Origin of the sequence: Streptomyces bauhiniae (assembly GCF_004784475.1) — a bacterium.
Taxonomy (GTDB): domain Bacteria; phylum Actinomycetota; class Actinomycetes; order Streptomycetales; family Streptomycetaceae; genus Streptomyces; species Streptomyces seoulensis.
On the sequence record NZ_SRRT01000002.1, the window covers coordinates 936,461 to 949,997 of the forward strand.

16 protein-coding genes are annotated in these 13,537 nt (G+C 74.4%); 9 read left to right on the forward strand and 7 right to left on the reverse strand.

Features of this window, described 5'->3' with window-relative positions; all coding sequences use genetic code 11:
• The first annotated feature begins 4 nt into the window (after positions 1–4).
• The gene (locus E5083_RS09610) at positions 5–460 is read left to right on the forward strand and encodes a cyclic nucleotide-binding domain-containing protein (protein WP_135785160.1); all 456 of its coding nucleotides are present in this window, start codon (positions 5–7) and stop codon (positions 458–460) included.
• 7 nt (positions 461–467) lie between these two features.
• On the opposite strand, the gene E5083_RS09615 is transcribed toward E5083_RS09610, so the two are convergent.
• On the reverse strand, positions 468–1,157 hold the full coding sequence (locus E5083_RS09615; RefSeq protein ID WP_135785161.1) for a response regulator: 690 nt from the start codon (positions 1,155–1,157) through the stop codon (positions 468–470).
• A gap of 232 nt (positions 1,158–1,389) precedes the next feature.
• Between E5083_RS09615 and E5083_RS09620 the strand changes: the two genes are divergently transcribed.
• Together E5083_RS09620 and E5083_RS09625 are read left to right on the forward strand one after the other, a co-directional pair.
• Positions 1,390–2,310 carry a universal stress protein gene (locus tag E5083_RS09620; protein WP_135785162.1) on the forward strand — a complete coding sequence of 307 codons (921 nt, stop codon included), beginning with the start codon at positions 1,390–1,392 and terminating at the stop codon, positions 2,308–2,310.
• 18 nt (positions 2,311–2,328) lie between these two features.
• Positions 2,329–3,183, forward strand: coding sequence for a universal stress protein (locus E5083_RS09625; protein ID WP_135785163.1), 855 nt, complete (start codon positions 2,329–2,331; stop codon positions 3,181–3,183).
• Between the two features lie 7 nt (positions 3,184–3,190).
• Here the strand turns inward: E5083_RS09625 and E5083_RS09630 are convergent, their stop codons facing one another.
• Positions 3,191–3,514 carry an STAS domain-containing protein gene (locus tag E5083_RS09630; RefSeq protein WP_135785164.1) on the reverse strand — a complete coding sequence of 108 codons (324 nt, stop codon included), beginning with the start codon at positions 3,512–3,514 and terminating at the stop codon, positions 3,191–3,193.
• A 201-nt stretch (positions 3,515–3,715) separates the two neighbouring features.
• On the opposite strand from E5083_RS09630, the gene E5083_RS09635 reads away from it, so the two are divergent.
• The gene (locus E5083_RS09635) at positions 3,716–4,783 is read left to right on the forward strand and encodes an alcohol dehydrogenase catalytic domain-containing protein (RefSeq protein WP_135785165.1); all 1,068 of its coding nucleotides are present in this window, start codon (positions 3,716–3,718) and stop codon (positions 4,781–4,783) included.
• Between the two features lie 10 nt (positions 4,784–4,793).
• Here the strand turns inward: E5083_RS09635 and E5083_RS09640 are convergent, their stop codons facing one another.
• The gene (locus E5083_RS09640) at positions 4,794–5,246 is read right to left on the reverse strand and encodes a pyridoxamine 5'-phosphate oxidase family protein (RefSeq protein ID WP_135785166.1); all 453 of its coding nucleotides are present in this window, start codon (positions 5,244–5,246) and stop codon (positions 4,794–4,796) included.
• A 176-nt stretch (positions 5,247–5,422) separates the two neighbouring features.
• On the opposite strand from E5083_RS09640, the gene E5083_RS09645 reads away from it, so the two are divergent.
• Positions 5,423–7,144 (forward strand): sensor histidine kinase, encoded by a 1,722-nt coding sequence (locus E5083_RS09645; protein ID WP_135785167.1) that lies wholly within the window; start codon positions 5,423–5,425, stop codon positions 7,142–7,144.
• A gap of 6 nt (positions 7,145–7,150) precedes the next feature.
• Here E5083_RS09645 and E5083_RS09650 read toward each other — a convergent pair whose 3' ends face one another.
• Both E5083_RS09650 and E5083_RS09655 read right to left on the reverse strand, forming a co-directional pair.
• Positions 7,151–7,414 (reverse strand): hypothetical protein, encoded by a 264-nt coding sequence (locus tag E5083_RS09650; protein WP_135785168.1) that lies wholly within the window; start codon positions 7,412–7,414, stop codon positions 7,151–7,153.
• A 157-nt stretch (positions 7,415–7,571) separates the two neighbouring features.
• Complete coding sequence (locus tag E5083_RS09655; protein ID WP_135785169.1) at positions 7,572–8,036, reverse strand: hypothetical protein; 465 nt, start codon at positions 8,034–8,036, stop codon at positions 7,572–7,574.
• A 177-nt stretch (positions 8,037–8,213) separates the two neighbouring features.
• Here E5083_RS09655 and E5083_RS09660 point away from each other — a divergent pair, with 177 nt between their 5' ends.
• Both E5083_RS09660 and E5083_RS09665 read left to right on the forward strand, forming a co-directional pair.
• Positions 8,214–9,137 carry an LLM class F420-dependent oxidoreductase gene (locus E5083_RS09660; RefSeq protein WP_135785170.1) on the forward strand — a complete coding sequence of 308 codons (924 nt, stop codon included), beginning with the start codon at positions 8,214–8,216 and terminating at the stop codon, positions 9,135–9,137.
• A 46-nt stretch (positions 9,138–9,183) separates the two neighbouring features.
• Complete coding sequence (locus tag E5083_RS09665; protein ID WP_135785171.1) at positions 9,184–10,008, forward strand: DUF1684 domain-containing protein; 825 nt, start codon at positions 9,184–9,186, stop codon at positions 10,006–10,008.
• A gap of 31 nt (positions 10,009–10,039) precedes the next feature.
• On the opposite strand, the gene E5083_RS09670 is transcribed toward E5083_RS09665, so the two are convergent.
• Positions 10,040–10,990 (reverse strand): 2-hydroxyacid dehydrogenase, encoded by a 951-nt coding sequence (locus E5083_RS09670; RefSeq protein ID WP_135785172.1) that lies wholly within the window; start codon positions 10,988–10,990, stop codon positions 10,040–10,042.
• A 74-nt stretch (positions 10,991–11,064) separates the two neighbouring features.
• Between E5083_RS09670 and E5083_RS09675 the strand changes: the two genes are divergently transcribed.
• Positions 11,065–12,393 (forward strand): MFS transporter, encoded by a 1,329-nt coding sequence (locus E5083_RS09675; protein ID WP_135785173.1) that lies wholly within the window; start codon positions 11,065–11,067, stop codon positions 12,391–12,393.
• Between the two features lie 57 nt (positions 12,394–12,450).
• On the forward strand, positions 12,451–13,212 hold the full coding sequence (locus E5083_RS09680) for an IclR family transcriptional regulator (protein ID WP_244317445.1): 762 nt from the start codon (positions 12,451–12,453) through the stop codon (positions 13,210–13,212).
• A gap of 25 nt (positions 13,213–13,237) precedes the next feature.
• Here E5083_RS09680 and E5083_RS09685 read toward each other — a convergent pair whose 3' ends face one another.
• Positions 13,238–13,525: a hypothetical protein gene (locus E5083_RS09685; RefSeq protein WP_202448903.1), complete on the reverse strand. Its 288-nt coding sequence runs from the start codon at positions 13,523–13,525 to the stop codon at positions 13,238–13,240.
• Positions 13,526–13,537 lie beyond the last annotated feature (12 nt).

The window sequence follows — 13,537 nt, forward strand, 5'->3', positions numbered from 1 at the left end:
TGCGATGACCACGACCACCATGACCACGGCCCTGGAACCACTGCAGCGCGAGCGGCTGATGGAACTGGCCCGCGAGGTCTCCTTCCCGGCCGGCACCCGGCTCTTCGAGGAGGGGCGGCGCGCCGACCGGTTCTGGATCGTGCGCACCGGCACGGTCTGCCTCGACCTCCATGTCCCCGGCCGCCGCCCGGCCGTGGTGGAGTCCCTCGGCCACGGCGAACTCGTCGGCTGGTCCTGGCACTTCACGCCGTGCGTCTGGCACCTGGGCGGCGAGGCGATGAGCCCGGTGCGGGCCTGGGAGTTCGACGCCGAGACGGTCCGCGCCCGCTGCGCCGAGGACCCCGCCTTCGGCCGGGCGGTCGCCACCTGGGTCGGCCGGGTGGTCGCCCAGCGCCTGCACTCCTCCCGCGTCCGCCTCCTCGACCTGTACGCCCCCTACGGCAGCGGCGGCCTGCTCTGAGCGCCGCTCAGCGCGGCTGGTGGGGGTCGAGCTGCGAGGCGAGCACCGCCGCCTGGACCCGGCGCTGGACGCCGAGCTTGGCGAGCAGCCGGGAGATGTGGTTCTTGACCGTCTTCTCGGAGAGGTAGAGCCGCTTGCCGATCTCCCGGTTGGTGAGGCCGTCCCCGATCAGGGCGAGGATGTCCCGCTCGCGGGGCGACAGGGCCTCCAGCTCGGGCGGCAGCGCGGGCGTGGTCCCGGCGGGGTCGGCGCGCAGCGAGCGCATCAGCCGGGCGGTGGTCGCGGGGTCCAGCATCGACTGCCCGGAGGCGACCGTACGCACCGCGGAGACCAGGTCGGAGCCCTTGATCTGCTTCAGCACGTATCCGGCGGCCCCGGCCATGATGGCGTCGAGCAGGGCGTCCTCGTCGTCGAACGAGGTCAGCATCAGGCAGGCCAGGCCCGGCATGCGGTCGCGCAGTTCCCGGCAGACGGTGATGCCGTCGCCGTCGGGGAGGCGTACGTCGAGCACGGCGACGTGCGGGCGCAGCGCGGGCCCGCGGGCCAGGGCGTGCGCGGCGGTGTCGGCCTCGCCGACCACGGCGATGTCGGGTTCGGCGTCCAGCAGGTCGGCGAGGCCCCGGCGGACGACCTCGTGGTCGTCCAGCAGGAAGACCCGGACGGGGTCCTGCTCCGTGAAGGTGCGTGTCTCGGGCATGACGGCCTTTCGTTCCCCTGGGCCGACAGGCGCGAACGGACGGCCCACCGGCACGATCGTCGCCTGTCCACGAGTTCCACACTAGGGCCGATCGGACCTGGTCGGGGCGGCGTCCGGTCCCCCGGAGGGACCTGTGGCCGTGGCCCGCGGCGCCCGTTGCGGTCAGGCTGGTGGGTGAGCCCCGTACGGCCCCCCGAAGAACCGGGCCGCAAGAGCCAGGGAGGTGCAGGCGATGCCCCGAACCGTGACCGCGGGACTGGACGGCTCCGCCGAGAGCCGGGCCGCCGTCGAGTGGGCGGCGCGCGAGGCGGTACTGCGCGGGCTGCCGCTGCGGCTCGTGCAGGTGTGGGAGCCGCTGCCGGACCCGCTGGCGCAGGCCCCGCTGCTGGGCGCCGAGGCCGAGCAGGACTGGATCGAGCGGCCGCCGGACGAGAGCGCGGAGGGGCTGCGGCTGCGCCACCCCGGCCTGGAGGTGATCACCGAGCGGCGCACCGGCGACCCGGTGGACGTGCTGTGCGAGGCGGCCGGTACGTCCGAGCTGCTGGCGCTGGGCTCGCGCGGCCTGGGCGGGCTGCACGGCTTCATCGTGGGCTCGGTCGGCCTGGCGGTGACCGGCCACGCCGACTGCCCGGTGGTGCTGGTCAGGGCGGGTGAGCAGGCCGCCGACGAGCACCGGGCCGACCCCACGGGCATCCCGTCGGCCGCGGCCCCGTTCCGGCCGGTCGTGCTGGGCCTGGACATCACCGCGCCCGACGCGGCCCTGCTGGAGTTCGCCTTCGGCGCCGCCGCGCTGCGCGGCGCCCCGCTGCGGGTGGTGTACGCCTGGGTGCCGCAGCCCCCGCCCTCCAACGAGACCCCCGGTTACGCCTACGAGGCGGAGGCGTCCCCGGTCGCCGAGCTGGAACCGCGCAACGCGTTCATGCTCGGCCGGGCGCTGGAGCCCTGGCGGGAGTCGTTCCCGGACGTCGACGTGGCCGAGGCGGCCGTGGAGGGCAGTGCCGGTTCGGTGCTGGTGGACGCCTCCCGCGACGCCTGCCTGGTCGTGGTCGGCCGCCGGGTGCGCAAGGCCAGGGTCGGCGCCCACCTCGGGCATGTCGCGCACGCCGTGCTGCATCACTCCCCCGCCCCCGTCGCCGTCGTCCCGCACGCCTGATTCGAAGTGGAGAAGCCGATGGACGAGCCGATCGTGGTCGGTGTGGACGGTTCCGCGCCCAGCCTGCGCGCGGTGGACTGGGGCGCCGAGGAGGCCGCCCTGCGCGGGGCGCCGCTGCGCCTGGTGTACGCCTCGCTCTGGGAGCGCTACGAGGGCGAGCTGATCGCCCAGGAGCTGAACCGTCCGGTCGAGGAGGTCATGGCCAGGGACGTGGTCGGCACCGCCGAGGCGCGGGCCCGGTCGCGCCGCCCGGGCGTGGACGTGACGACGGACGTGCTGGCCGGCGAGCCGGAGTACGCGCTGGTCCGGGAGAGCAACACCGCCCGCGCGGTGGTCCTGGGCAGCCGGGGCCGTAGCGGGTTCACCGAGGCGCTGCTCGGCTCGGTCAGCCTGACGGTCGCGGGACACGCGCACTGCCCGGTGTTCGTGCTGCGCGACGGCCCCGAGGACGAGCCGGGCGCCTCGCCGCGGATCGTGCTGGCGGTCGGCGACAAACCGCGCGACGCGGCCGCCGTCCGGTTCGCGGCCCAGGAGGCCGAGCTGCGCGGGCTCCCGCTGGAGGCGGTACGCGCCTGGCGGCGGCCCTCGGGCCCGTTCACCGGCCATGACGCGGGCGAGAGCGATCCGGAGGAGGCCGCGCGGGAGGTGGTGGCCGAGGCCCTGCGGGACGTGCCGGAGGGGGTGGCGACGGTCGTCCGTACCCCGGAGGGCCACACCCGTGACGCCTTGGTCGAGGCCGCGCGGGGTGCCACCCTCCTGGTGGTCGGCGGTCATCCCCGGCACGGCGGCTTCGGACTCCAGCTCGGCCGGGTCGCCCACGGCGTGCTCCACCGCGCCCCCTGCCCGGTCGCGGTGGTCCCGGAACCGGCGTAGCCGCGCCTCAGCCGGCCGCCCCGCAGAGCACCGGCCCGGTCTGCACCTCGAACGAGTTCCGCAGACCGGTGGCCCGCAGCAGCCGCAGGAAGGCGTCGCTCTCGCTGAGCAGCCGCAGCCTGCCGTGCCGGGCCTCGGCGCGGTTGCGGGCGCGGCACAGGATGCCGAGGCCGGTGCAGTCGATGAAGCGGACCGGGCGCAGGTCAAGGACCAGGTCGGGATGCGGGTCCGAGGTCAGGGCGTCGAGTGCGGCGGTCACCGCGGGGGCGGTCAGCAGGTCGATGTCACCGCTGAGGGCGACGACGGTCGGCTCGGTGTGGTTCTCGGCCATATGCCGAGCGAACCGTATGTGGGCTCGCACCAGGTAGGGCCGACCGGCCCCGTTCCGGGTACCCGTGCGGCCCGGCGTGGGCCACGCGGCCCATGCGCGTGCGGGCCGGGGCGGCGAAGCTGGAGACAGGGGCCGGTTCCGGGCCGTGACGGCAGGCGCGGGGTCAGCAGCGGGCCGGCCGACGACGAGGTGAGGAGCGTCATGAAGGGCTTCGTCTTTCACGGACCGGGCCAGGCGTCCTGGGAGGACGTACCGGACCCCGGCATCAAGGAGCCGACCGACGCGATCGTCAGGGTCGGCATGGTGTCCATCTGCGGGACCGACCTGCACATCCTCAAGGGCGACGTGCCCGAGGTGCCGCCCGGCACGGTACTGGGCCACGAGGCGGTCGGCGAGATCGTCGACGTGGGCAGCGACGTGCGCACGGTCCGGCCGGGCGACCGGGTGCTGGTCTCCTGCATCACGTCGTGCGGCCGCTGCCGCTTCTGCCGGGAGGGCCGGTACGGCCAGTGCCTCGGCGGAGGCGGCTGGATACTCGGCCACCAGGTGGACGGCGCCCAGGCCGAGTACGTCCGGGTCCCGTTCGCCGACCTCTCCGTGCACCCGCTGCCGGCCGCCGTGCCGAGCGAGGTCGCGGTGCTGCTGGCGGACATCTTCCCGACCGCGTACGAGGTCGGCGTGCTCAACGGCCAGGTCAGGGCGGGCGACACGGTGGTGATCGTGGGCGCGGGCCCGATCGGTCTCGCGGCCGTGGTCGCGGCCCGGCTGTACGCCCCGGAGCGGATCATCGTGGTGGACCTGGCCAGGGCCCGGCTGCAGGCGGCCCGGCGGCTCGGCGCGGATGTCGTCGCCTTCGCCGGGGAGGACCCCCGGATGCTGGTGGACGACCTCACGGGCGGGCTCGGCGCGGACGTGGCCGTGGAGGCGGTCGGCGTGCCGGAGAGCTTCGAGCTGTGCACCCGGGTGGTGCGGCCCTGCGGGCACGTGGCCAACGTGGGCGTCCACGGTTCCCCGGCGGTGCTGCACCTGGAGAACCTGTGGATCAGGGACGTCACCATCACGACGGGCCTGGTGGACACCTACTCCACCCCGACCCTGCTGCGGATGGCGGCCGCGGGCCGGCTGCCGACCGCTGAGCTGGTCACGCACACCTTCCCGCTGAACCACATGGCGGAGGCGTACGAGGTGTTCGCCCACGCCGCCGAGACGGGCGCGCTGAAGGTGGTGCTGGGCGCGGACCGGCACGAGGTGGCCATCCCGATGTCGTGAGACGCGCCGCTCAGTCGTCCCGCAGGATGCCATCCGGGGCGCCGAGGCGGACGCCGGTGACCAGGCCGGGCCGGATGCGCAGCGCGCAGTCCCGGCCCTGCCGGGGCGCCCAGGGGGCCAACAGCCTCCGGATGCGGGCGAGTTCGGCCGCGTCGGTGACGAGGTGGGCGTACCCGGTGACGACGACGCTCCAGCCGAGGTGGGTGTCGGGGTCGATGGCGTCGGCCTCGTAGGCGACGACCAGCGCGTCCTGCCGGGCGGCCGAGGCGAGCGCGGCGTCCTCGTGGACGCGGATGACGATGTCGCCACCGTCCAGCACATGGTGGACGGGGCGGACGGTGGGCAGCGCGTGCCGGGTGAACACGATCCGGCCCAGCCGGACCCCGCCCAGCAGGCACAGCGCCTCGTCGCGGCCGAGCGCGTACCGCCGGTCCGCCCGGTTCTCGTCACGGAGCCTCACCATGCGCTCCACTGTGGGCCGTCCCCGGCCGCCCTTCCAGGGCCGTTCGGCCCTCTGCGGCGGGCCGGTGATCCCTCTCCCTCCGGTTCCGCGTACCGGGCCGCAGGCGGGACCGATACGGTGGAGTCGACGACCCACTGGTGCCGACTTCGCGCGCCGAGCCGACGTGGAGGACCGTGGTGGCAAGCCCCCGAGAGCCACGCGTGCTGCTGCCGCAACTGAAGCTGGACGAGCTGCTGGAGGAGCTGCAGGCGCGGATCGACGCGGCCCGCGGCACCCGGGACCGGGTGCACAGCCTGCTGGAGGCGGTGCTGAGCGTCGGCCGGGAGCTGGACCTGGAGCAGGCGCTGCACTCGATCGTGGAGGCGGCGGCCGCGCTGGTGGACGCCGAGTACGCGGCGCTCGGGGTGATCGGACCCGACGGCCGCACCCTGTCCGCGTTCCACACGGTCGGCGTCTCCGACGAGAAGATCACCGAGATCGGCCCGTACCCGCAGGGCCACGGCATCCTGGGCGAGCTGATCCGGCACCCGGAGCCGCTGCGCCTGTCGAAGATCTCCGAGCACCCGGCGTCGTACGGTTTCCCGCCCAACCATCCGCCGATGCGGAGCTTCCTCGGGGTGCCGATCCGGGTGCGGGGTCAGGTGTTCGGGAATCTGTACCTGACCGAGAAGCGCGGCGGCCTGGAGTTCGACGAGGAGGACGAGTCGGTCCTGTCCACGCTGGCGGTGGCGGCCGGGGTGGCCATCGACAACGCCCGCCTGTACGAGGACTCCCGGCTGCGCGAGCGATGGCTGCTGGCGAACGCCGAGATCACGCACCGGCTGATGCCGGGCAGCGAACGCTCCGAGGCGCTGGACCTGATCGCCGAGCGGGCCCGTGACATCACCGGCTCTGCGCTGGCGGAGGTGGCCATGCCGATGGCGGACACCCCCTCGCTGACCGTGGAGATCGCGGTGGGCGAGGGCGCCGAGGCGCACCGGGGTCTGGTGCTGCCGCTGCACGAGGGGCTGATGGGGCTGGCGTACTCCACGGCCGCGCCGGTCACCAGCGACGACATCACCCGCGACGACCGGATCACCGCCGAGCCGCCCCGGTTCCTCGGTCTCGGCCCGGCGGTGGCGGTGCCGATCGGCACCGGCGAGGGGGGCGCGCGGGGTGTGGTGCTGCTGGTGCGCGAGGCGGGCCGGCCGGTGTTCTCCGACAAGGAGACCGAGATGCTCCAGGGGTTCGCCGCGCAGGCGGCCATCGCCATGGAGCTGGCCGAACGCCGCCAGGACGCCCAGCAGTTGGCCCTGCTGGAGGACCGCGACCGGATCGCGCGCGATCTGCACGACCTGGCGATCCAGCGGCTGTTCGCCACCGGGATGACGCTGCAGAGCGCGGGCCGGTTCATCGAGCACCCCAAGGCGGCCGACCGGGTGCTGCGGGCGGTGGACGACCTGGACGAGACCATCAAGATCATCCGCTCGACCATCTTCGGGCTGCGGACGCGCGAGGGCGGCGCGGGCAGCGGGCTGCGGGCGCGGGTCGTCCGGGTGGCCGGTGAGGCGGCGCCGGTACTGGGCTTCGCGCCCGGTGTGCGGATGGAGGGGCTGATCGACACCGAGGTGCCGCAGCGGATCGCCGACCATGTGGTGGCCGTCCTGTCGGAGGCGCTGACCAATGTGGCCCGGCATGCCCGCGCGCACGCGGCCGAGGTGGTGCTGACGACCGACGGGCGCGAGGTGGTGCTGCGAGTCGCGGACGACGGGGTGGGCATCCCGTCCGGCGGGCGGCGCAGCGGACTGCGCAACATGGCCGAGCGTGCCGAACAGCTCGGCGGGCGCCTGGAGTCGGGCGGCGCGGAGGGCGGGGGCGCGGTGCTGACGTGGTCGGTGCCGCTGCCCGAGGGGGCGTGAGCCGGGTCAGGTGCGCCAGAGGGTGACCGCGGCGGCCACGAGGGTGACCAGGGCGGAGAAGGCCACCATCACGGTTCTGAGGCGGGCGGCGAGGTGCGGGCCCCGGCCGGGCGGGGGCTCGGGGGGCTCATCGGGCGGCAGGAGCAGCCGGCACCAGGGGCATTCGTCGTCGGGCCGGTGCGTCGGCAGCCAGTGGACCTCCCCGCGCGGAGGCGGGCGGCGGTCGTCGCGCGCGTGAGTGTCGTCTCTGTCGTCCCGCTCGTCTCTCATGTCACTCCGTGAGCGCGGCGGCGACCGCGTCATGGTTGCGAAACCTTGGGCCTTTGCCTCACCTAACAGCTAGGCCCTGGGGAGAGGTTGCGGGTCCTGCCTGCCGCACGGCCGTTCTGCACATGTACGAACGACCGGCCACGGCCGCGACGAGGGGTCAGCGGCGGCCGTCGCCCGCGACCACCCCGTAGGTGACGGCACCGAAGACCAGGTGGGGCACCAGGTCCGACACCCAGTCCGTGGGCGACCACGTCCGGGGGTCGGTGACACCGAGCCGGGTCATGGAGGCGTCCGTGGCCGCCATGGCGAGGACGCCGGTCGCCAGGCTCCCCGCCCACCACGGCACCCGGGCACCGGCGCGGTGCGCCAGGGACACGACCACGCCGGTGGCGACGCCCACGCCGATTCCGCTGAGCGCCCCGAGCGCGGACAGCCGGTTCGACCGCTGCTCCCCGGTCCCGCCGACATGCAGGCCCACGTCCTCCACGAGCTTGTCGGCGGCCTCGGCGGGCACGTCACTGGCGGACCTGCCCCGCAGGGCCATGTCGGCGTAGGTGGCGGCGTTGAGGGCGGTGGTCCCGGCGGCGCCTGCCGCGCCACCGCGCAGGATGCTGTGAATCATGCGCCCCCGAGTTCCCTGAACCCCGTCCGCGAACCGTGCCGGGCCGCCGTACGGGTGACGGGCCTCGGGTGACGGGCCTCGGGTGACGGGCCTCGTGTGTCGGGTCTCCACACACCCGTAAAGAACCTGTCACACAAGGACCGGAATGGGCCTCGGGGGCGGGCCGTTCTTCCTGTCATGACTGTTGGAGTAGCGCTCAACACGCCCGGCGCCGTGAACCAGGTCGACGCCTCCGTGCTCCAGGCCCGCGAGGCCGCCACGGCGGGGGTACGGTCCGCCTGGTTCGGGCAGACCTTCGGCGCGGACTCGCCCCAGCTCGCCGCGCTCGTCGGCCGCGAGGTACCCGGTCTCCAGGTGGGCACCTCCGCGATCCCGGTCTTCGGCCGGCACCCCCTGCTCGTCTCCAGCCAGGCCCAGACCGCCCAGGCGGCCACCCACGGCCGCTACCACCTCGGGCTCGCCCTGGGCACCAAGCTGTTCACCGAGGGCGGCTTCGGTCTGCCCTTCGAGCGGCCCATCGCCCGGCTGCGCGAGTTCCTCACCGCACTGCGCCAGCTCACCGAGACCGGCGAGGCCGACTTCCACGGCGAGCTGCTCACCGCCACCACCCCGGTCCCGGCGCGCGTGCCGGGCGCCGAGGACGGCGTACCCGTACTGGTCGCCGCGATGGGCCCGCAGGCGCTCAAGGTCAGCGGCGAGCTGGCCGACGGCATCCTGCCGTACCTCGCCGGGCCGCGTGCGCTGGAGCGGGACATCGTCCCGGCGGTCAACGCGGCCGCCGAGGCCGCCGGGCGGCCCGCGCCCCGGATCGTGGCCCTGGTCCCCGGCGTGGTCACCGACGACGTGGACGCCGTACGGGAGACGGCCACCGAGCAGCTCGCGTTCTACGAGCAGATCCCGTCCTACGCCAGGGTCCTGGAACTCTCCGGCGCCCGCCGGGCCGCCGACCTGGCGGTGATCGGCGACGAGAAGACGGTCGCCGCCGAGGTGCGCCGCTACCGGGACGCGGGGGCGACGGAGGTGGTCCTGACCGGCACCGAGATCGCCGGCGACGCGTCCCGGCTGCGCACGTACGCCCTGCTCGGCGAGCTGGCGGCATGACTCCCCTTGAGACGGACGACTTGAGACAGACGACGAAGGAGCACCGATGACCACCCACGCCCCCGCGACGGACCTCCACGCCTTCACCGAGTCCTGGCTGGACTGGTACCGGGCGCACGAGGAGAACCTCGCCGACCCGCACGGCTTCCTCGCGGTGACCAGCCTGAACTGGCTGGACGAGCACCCGCGGCGCTTCCCCGACGCCCCCGGCACCTGGCGCACCGGCCCCGAGGGCGTCATCGTGACCCTGGACGAGGGCGAGGAACTCACCGTGGCCGGGGAACCGGTGCGCGGCGAGCACCAGTTCGGCGTCCTCCCCGAGCGCGGCGGCGTCGAGGCGGTGTGGGGAGACGCGGTGATCGAGGTGGCCAAGCGCGGCGGCCACGACATCGTCCGCCCCCGGCACCCGGACGCCCCGCTGCGCACCGCCTTCGCCGGCACGCCGTCCTACGCGCCGGACCCCCGCTGGGTGGTGACGGGCCGCTACGAGCCCTTCCCCGAGCCCCGCCCGACCACCGTGGGCGCGGCCGTGGAGGACCTCCAGCACGTGTACGACGCGCCCGGCCGGATCACCTTCGAGCTGGACGGCCGCCCGCTGGCCCTGACCGCGTTCCCCGGCAAGGGCCCCGGCGGGCTGATGGTGCTGTTCACCGACGAGACCTCCGGCCGCACCACGTACGCCGCGAACCGGGTGCTCTCCCTGGCGCCGCCCGCCGCCGACGGCACGGTGGTGCTGGACTTCAACCGGGCGGCGAACCTGCCCTGCGCCTACACCGACCTCGCCACCTGCCCGCTGCCCCCGGCGGAGAACCGGCTGCCGGTGGCGATCGAGGCGGGGCTGAAGATCCCGCGCGAGCGGGGCGGGATCTGAGCAACAGCCTTTCCGGCAAGGGAGCTTGACGTCAGTCGCGGGGGAAGAGGTGGTGCAGCGGCTCCCCGGCGGCGAACCTCCGTACCTGCTCGACGATCAGGCGTTCCGCGCGCGGCCGGAACGCGGCCGAGCCGCCCGCGACATGCGGGGTGAGGAGCACGCCGGGGGCGTGCCGCAGGGGGTGGCCGGCGGGCAGCGGCTCGGGATCGGTGACGTCCAGGGCCGCCCGCAGCCTGCCCGCGCGGGTCTCGGCGAGCAGCGCGCCGGTGTCCAGCGTGCGGCCGCGCCCGACGTTGACGACCAGCGCGCCGTCGGGCAGCGCGGCCAGCTCCTCGGCGCCGAACATGCCGACGGTGTGCGGGTTCTCGGGCAGGACGAGCACCACGATGTCCGTCTCCGGCAGCAGGGCGGGCAGGTCGGCCACCGCGTGGACGCCCTCCTCGGGCCGGGCGCGCCGCGCCACCCGGACCACGTCCGCCTCGCAGGCGAGCAGCCGCCGCTCCAGCGCCGCGCCGATGGAGCCGTAGCCGACGATGGTGACGCGGGCGTCGGCGAGGGAGCGGGTGAAGTGCGGCTCCCAGCGCCCCGCGCCCTGGTCGGCCACCCACTGCGCAAGGTCCCGCTGGGCGGCGAGGATCAGCCCGAGGGCGTGCTCGGCGGTGGAGGCGTCGTGCAGACCGCGCCCGTTGTGCAGGGTGACCCCGGCGGGGATGAGCGGGGCGAGCTTCTCGACCCCGGCGCTGAGTGACTGCACCGCGCGCAGGTTCGGCAGCTTCGGCAGCAGGTTGACGGCGTCCGGCACGGCGTAGGGCATCACCCACAGGCCGACGCGGGCGAGCGCGTCGTCGGTGGGTTCGGTGCCGGGGGTGGTGCCGTCCCACATGTGGACATCCACACCTTCGGGCCAAGGGCCATGGTGGCGGTCCAGATCGGGCCAGGGCAGCAGGACGCCGGTGGCGGTGTGGTGCAGATCTCTGGTCATCGGACCCTCCGTCTCGTACCGTGCTTTCCGTCCAGTGAAACACTTTCCATCACACGGAAAACAGGGGGTCTGGGATGACAGCGACGTCACCCGCCACCGACACCGCAGCGGCGGCACCCATGCGGACAGGCTTCTGGCGGTCCTCCCGCGCCCGGTATCTGATGCCGGTCGCGTTCGTCACGTACTCGCTCGCCTATCTCGACAAGTCCAACTACGCGATCGCCTCCGCCGGCGGCATGGCCGAGGACCTGAAGCTCTCGGCGGGGGCGGACTCCCTGATCGCCGCCTCCTTCTTCCTCGGCTACTTCTTCTTCCAGATCCCCGGCACGATCTACGCCGAACAGCGCAGCGCCCGCCGCCTGGTGGCCTGGTCGACGGTGGCCTGGGGGCTGCTCGCCGTGCTCCAGGGCATGCTGAGCAGCCCGGCCCAGCTCATCGCGGTGCGGTTCGCGCTCGGTGTGGTCGAGGGCGCGGTGCTGCCGTCGATGGTGATGCTGCTCGGCCGCTGGTTCACACGCGGTGAGCGCGGGCGGGCCAACACCTTCCTCATCCTGGGCAACCCGGTCACGGTGATGTGGCTGTCGGCGGTCTCCGGCTGGCTGGTGTCGGTCTCCGACTGGCGGGTGATGTTCGTCGCCGAGGGCGTGCCGTCGGTGCTGTGGGGCGTGTGCTGCCTCTGGCTCATCAAGGACCGCCCGGAGCAGGCCCGTAACCTCCCCGAGCCCGAACTCGCGCTGCTGCGGGCGGACTTGGCGGCGGAGAAGGCGGCCGCACCGCCGGTGACCGGCACCCTGCGCGAGCGGTACGGCCGGGTGCTGCGCTCCCCCGCCGTGCTCACCATGGCCGCGCAGTATTTCTTCTGGTCCTTCGGCATGTACGGCTTCGTCTTCTGGCTCCCGGCCATCATCAAGAAGGGCTCCGGCGAGGGCATCGGCGCGACCGGCCTGCTCACCGCGATCCCGTACGCCTGCGCAGCCGTGGCCATGCTGGTCAACTCCCGCCTCTCCGACCGCAGCGGGCGCCGCCGGGTGGCCGTCTGGCCGTGGCTGGCCTGCGGCGGTCTCGCCCTGCTCGGCTCGTACGCGGCCGGCGACGACTTCCCGCTCGCCCTCACCCTGCTGGTGGTGGCCGGCGTCTGCCTGTACGCCCCATACGGCCCGTACTTCGCGCTCGTCACCACCCTCGCCCCGCCGGGGATCGCGGGCGCGGCCGTCGCGCTGGTCAACTCCTTCGGCGCGCTGGGCTCGTTCGCCGGGACGTACCTGGTCGGCTGGGTGCGGGGCACCGAGCTGGGCGACGCGGGCGCCTTCGGCCTGATGGCGGTGTGCACCCTGGTCGCCGCCGCGCTGACCCTCGCGGCACCCGAGCCCGCGAGGAGTGCCGGCCCGGTCCCGGTACGGTGACCGTCGAAGCGGCGGCCGCCCCACGACAGCGGCAGTGAACGACGAAAGGCGCGCACGGTGACCACACCATCCGGCGACGACATGCTGGGCCGGGGGCTGCGGCTGCTCACCGTGCTGGCCGAGCACCCCGCCGGCCTCGGCGTCAGCGCCGCCGCCCGCGCCGCGAAACTGCCCGTCAGCAGCGCCCACCGCATCCTCGGCCGCCTGGTCGAGGAACGGTTCGCCACCTACGACGAGGAGGCCCGGCGGTACGCGCTGGGCTCCCGCGTACTGGAGCTGTCCCGCGGCTTCCAGCGGTCGCCTGCGGGCTACTCGGCGGCGGCCGCGCCGATGCGCAGACTCGGCGCGCGCACCGGACTGCCGGTCATCGCGGGCATCCTGAACGACAGCGAGGTACTGCTCGTCCTCTCCGTGCAGGGCACCCAGCACCTCCAGTTGCGCAACGCCGAGGGCACCCGCAACCCCTGGCACGCCACCTCACTCGGCAAGGCACTGGCCGCCTGGCTCCCGGAGGCGGACCGCGAGCAACTGCTCGCCGGCCCGCTCCCGGCGGTGACCCCCCGCACGATCACCGATCCCGCCCTGCTGCGCGCGGAGTTGGCGCTCGTACGGGAGCGGGGCTGGGCGGAGGTCGACGAGGAGAACGAGATCGGCGTCCGCTCGATCGCGGTGGCACTGCCCGACACCCCGGAGGGCACCCCGCCGCTGGCGCTGTCCCTGGCGGCGACGGTCATCCTGACGGACGCGGACCAACTCCGCGCACACGCGCCCGCGTTGCGGGAGTGCGCGGAGGAGGTCGCGGCGCGGATGTCACCCTGAGCGCGGGGCTACGGGTGCGTGGGCGCTAGCAGAACCAGCCGTCCTGGACCCAGCCCCGGCGGTTGATGTTGCCGTAGGCGAAGCCGTACGCCCAGCCGGACTGCTTGCTCTCCACCAGGAACGTCTGCCCCTTGCTGAGCGTGCCCATCCAGGCGCCCACCGGCTCGGTGCGCACGAAGAGGTCCTGCGCGCAGACGGTCTCGCGGGTGCCGACGGTGCCGTTGGCGGCCTGCGCGGGGGCGGAGCCCAGCAGCAGGACGGCGCCGACGGCGGCCGCGAGCGCCGCGAAACGGACGGTACGGGGTGCGGTCATGCCCTTGCCTCC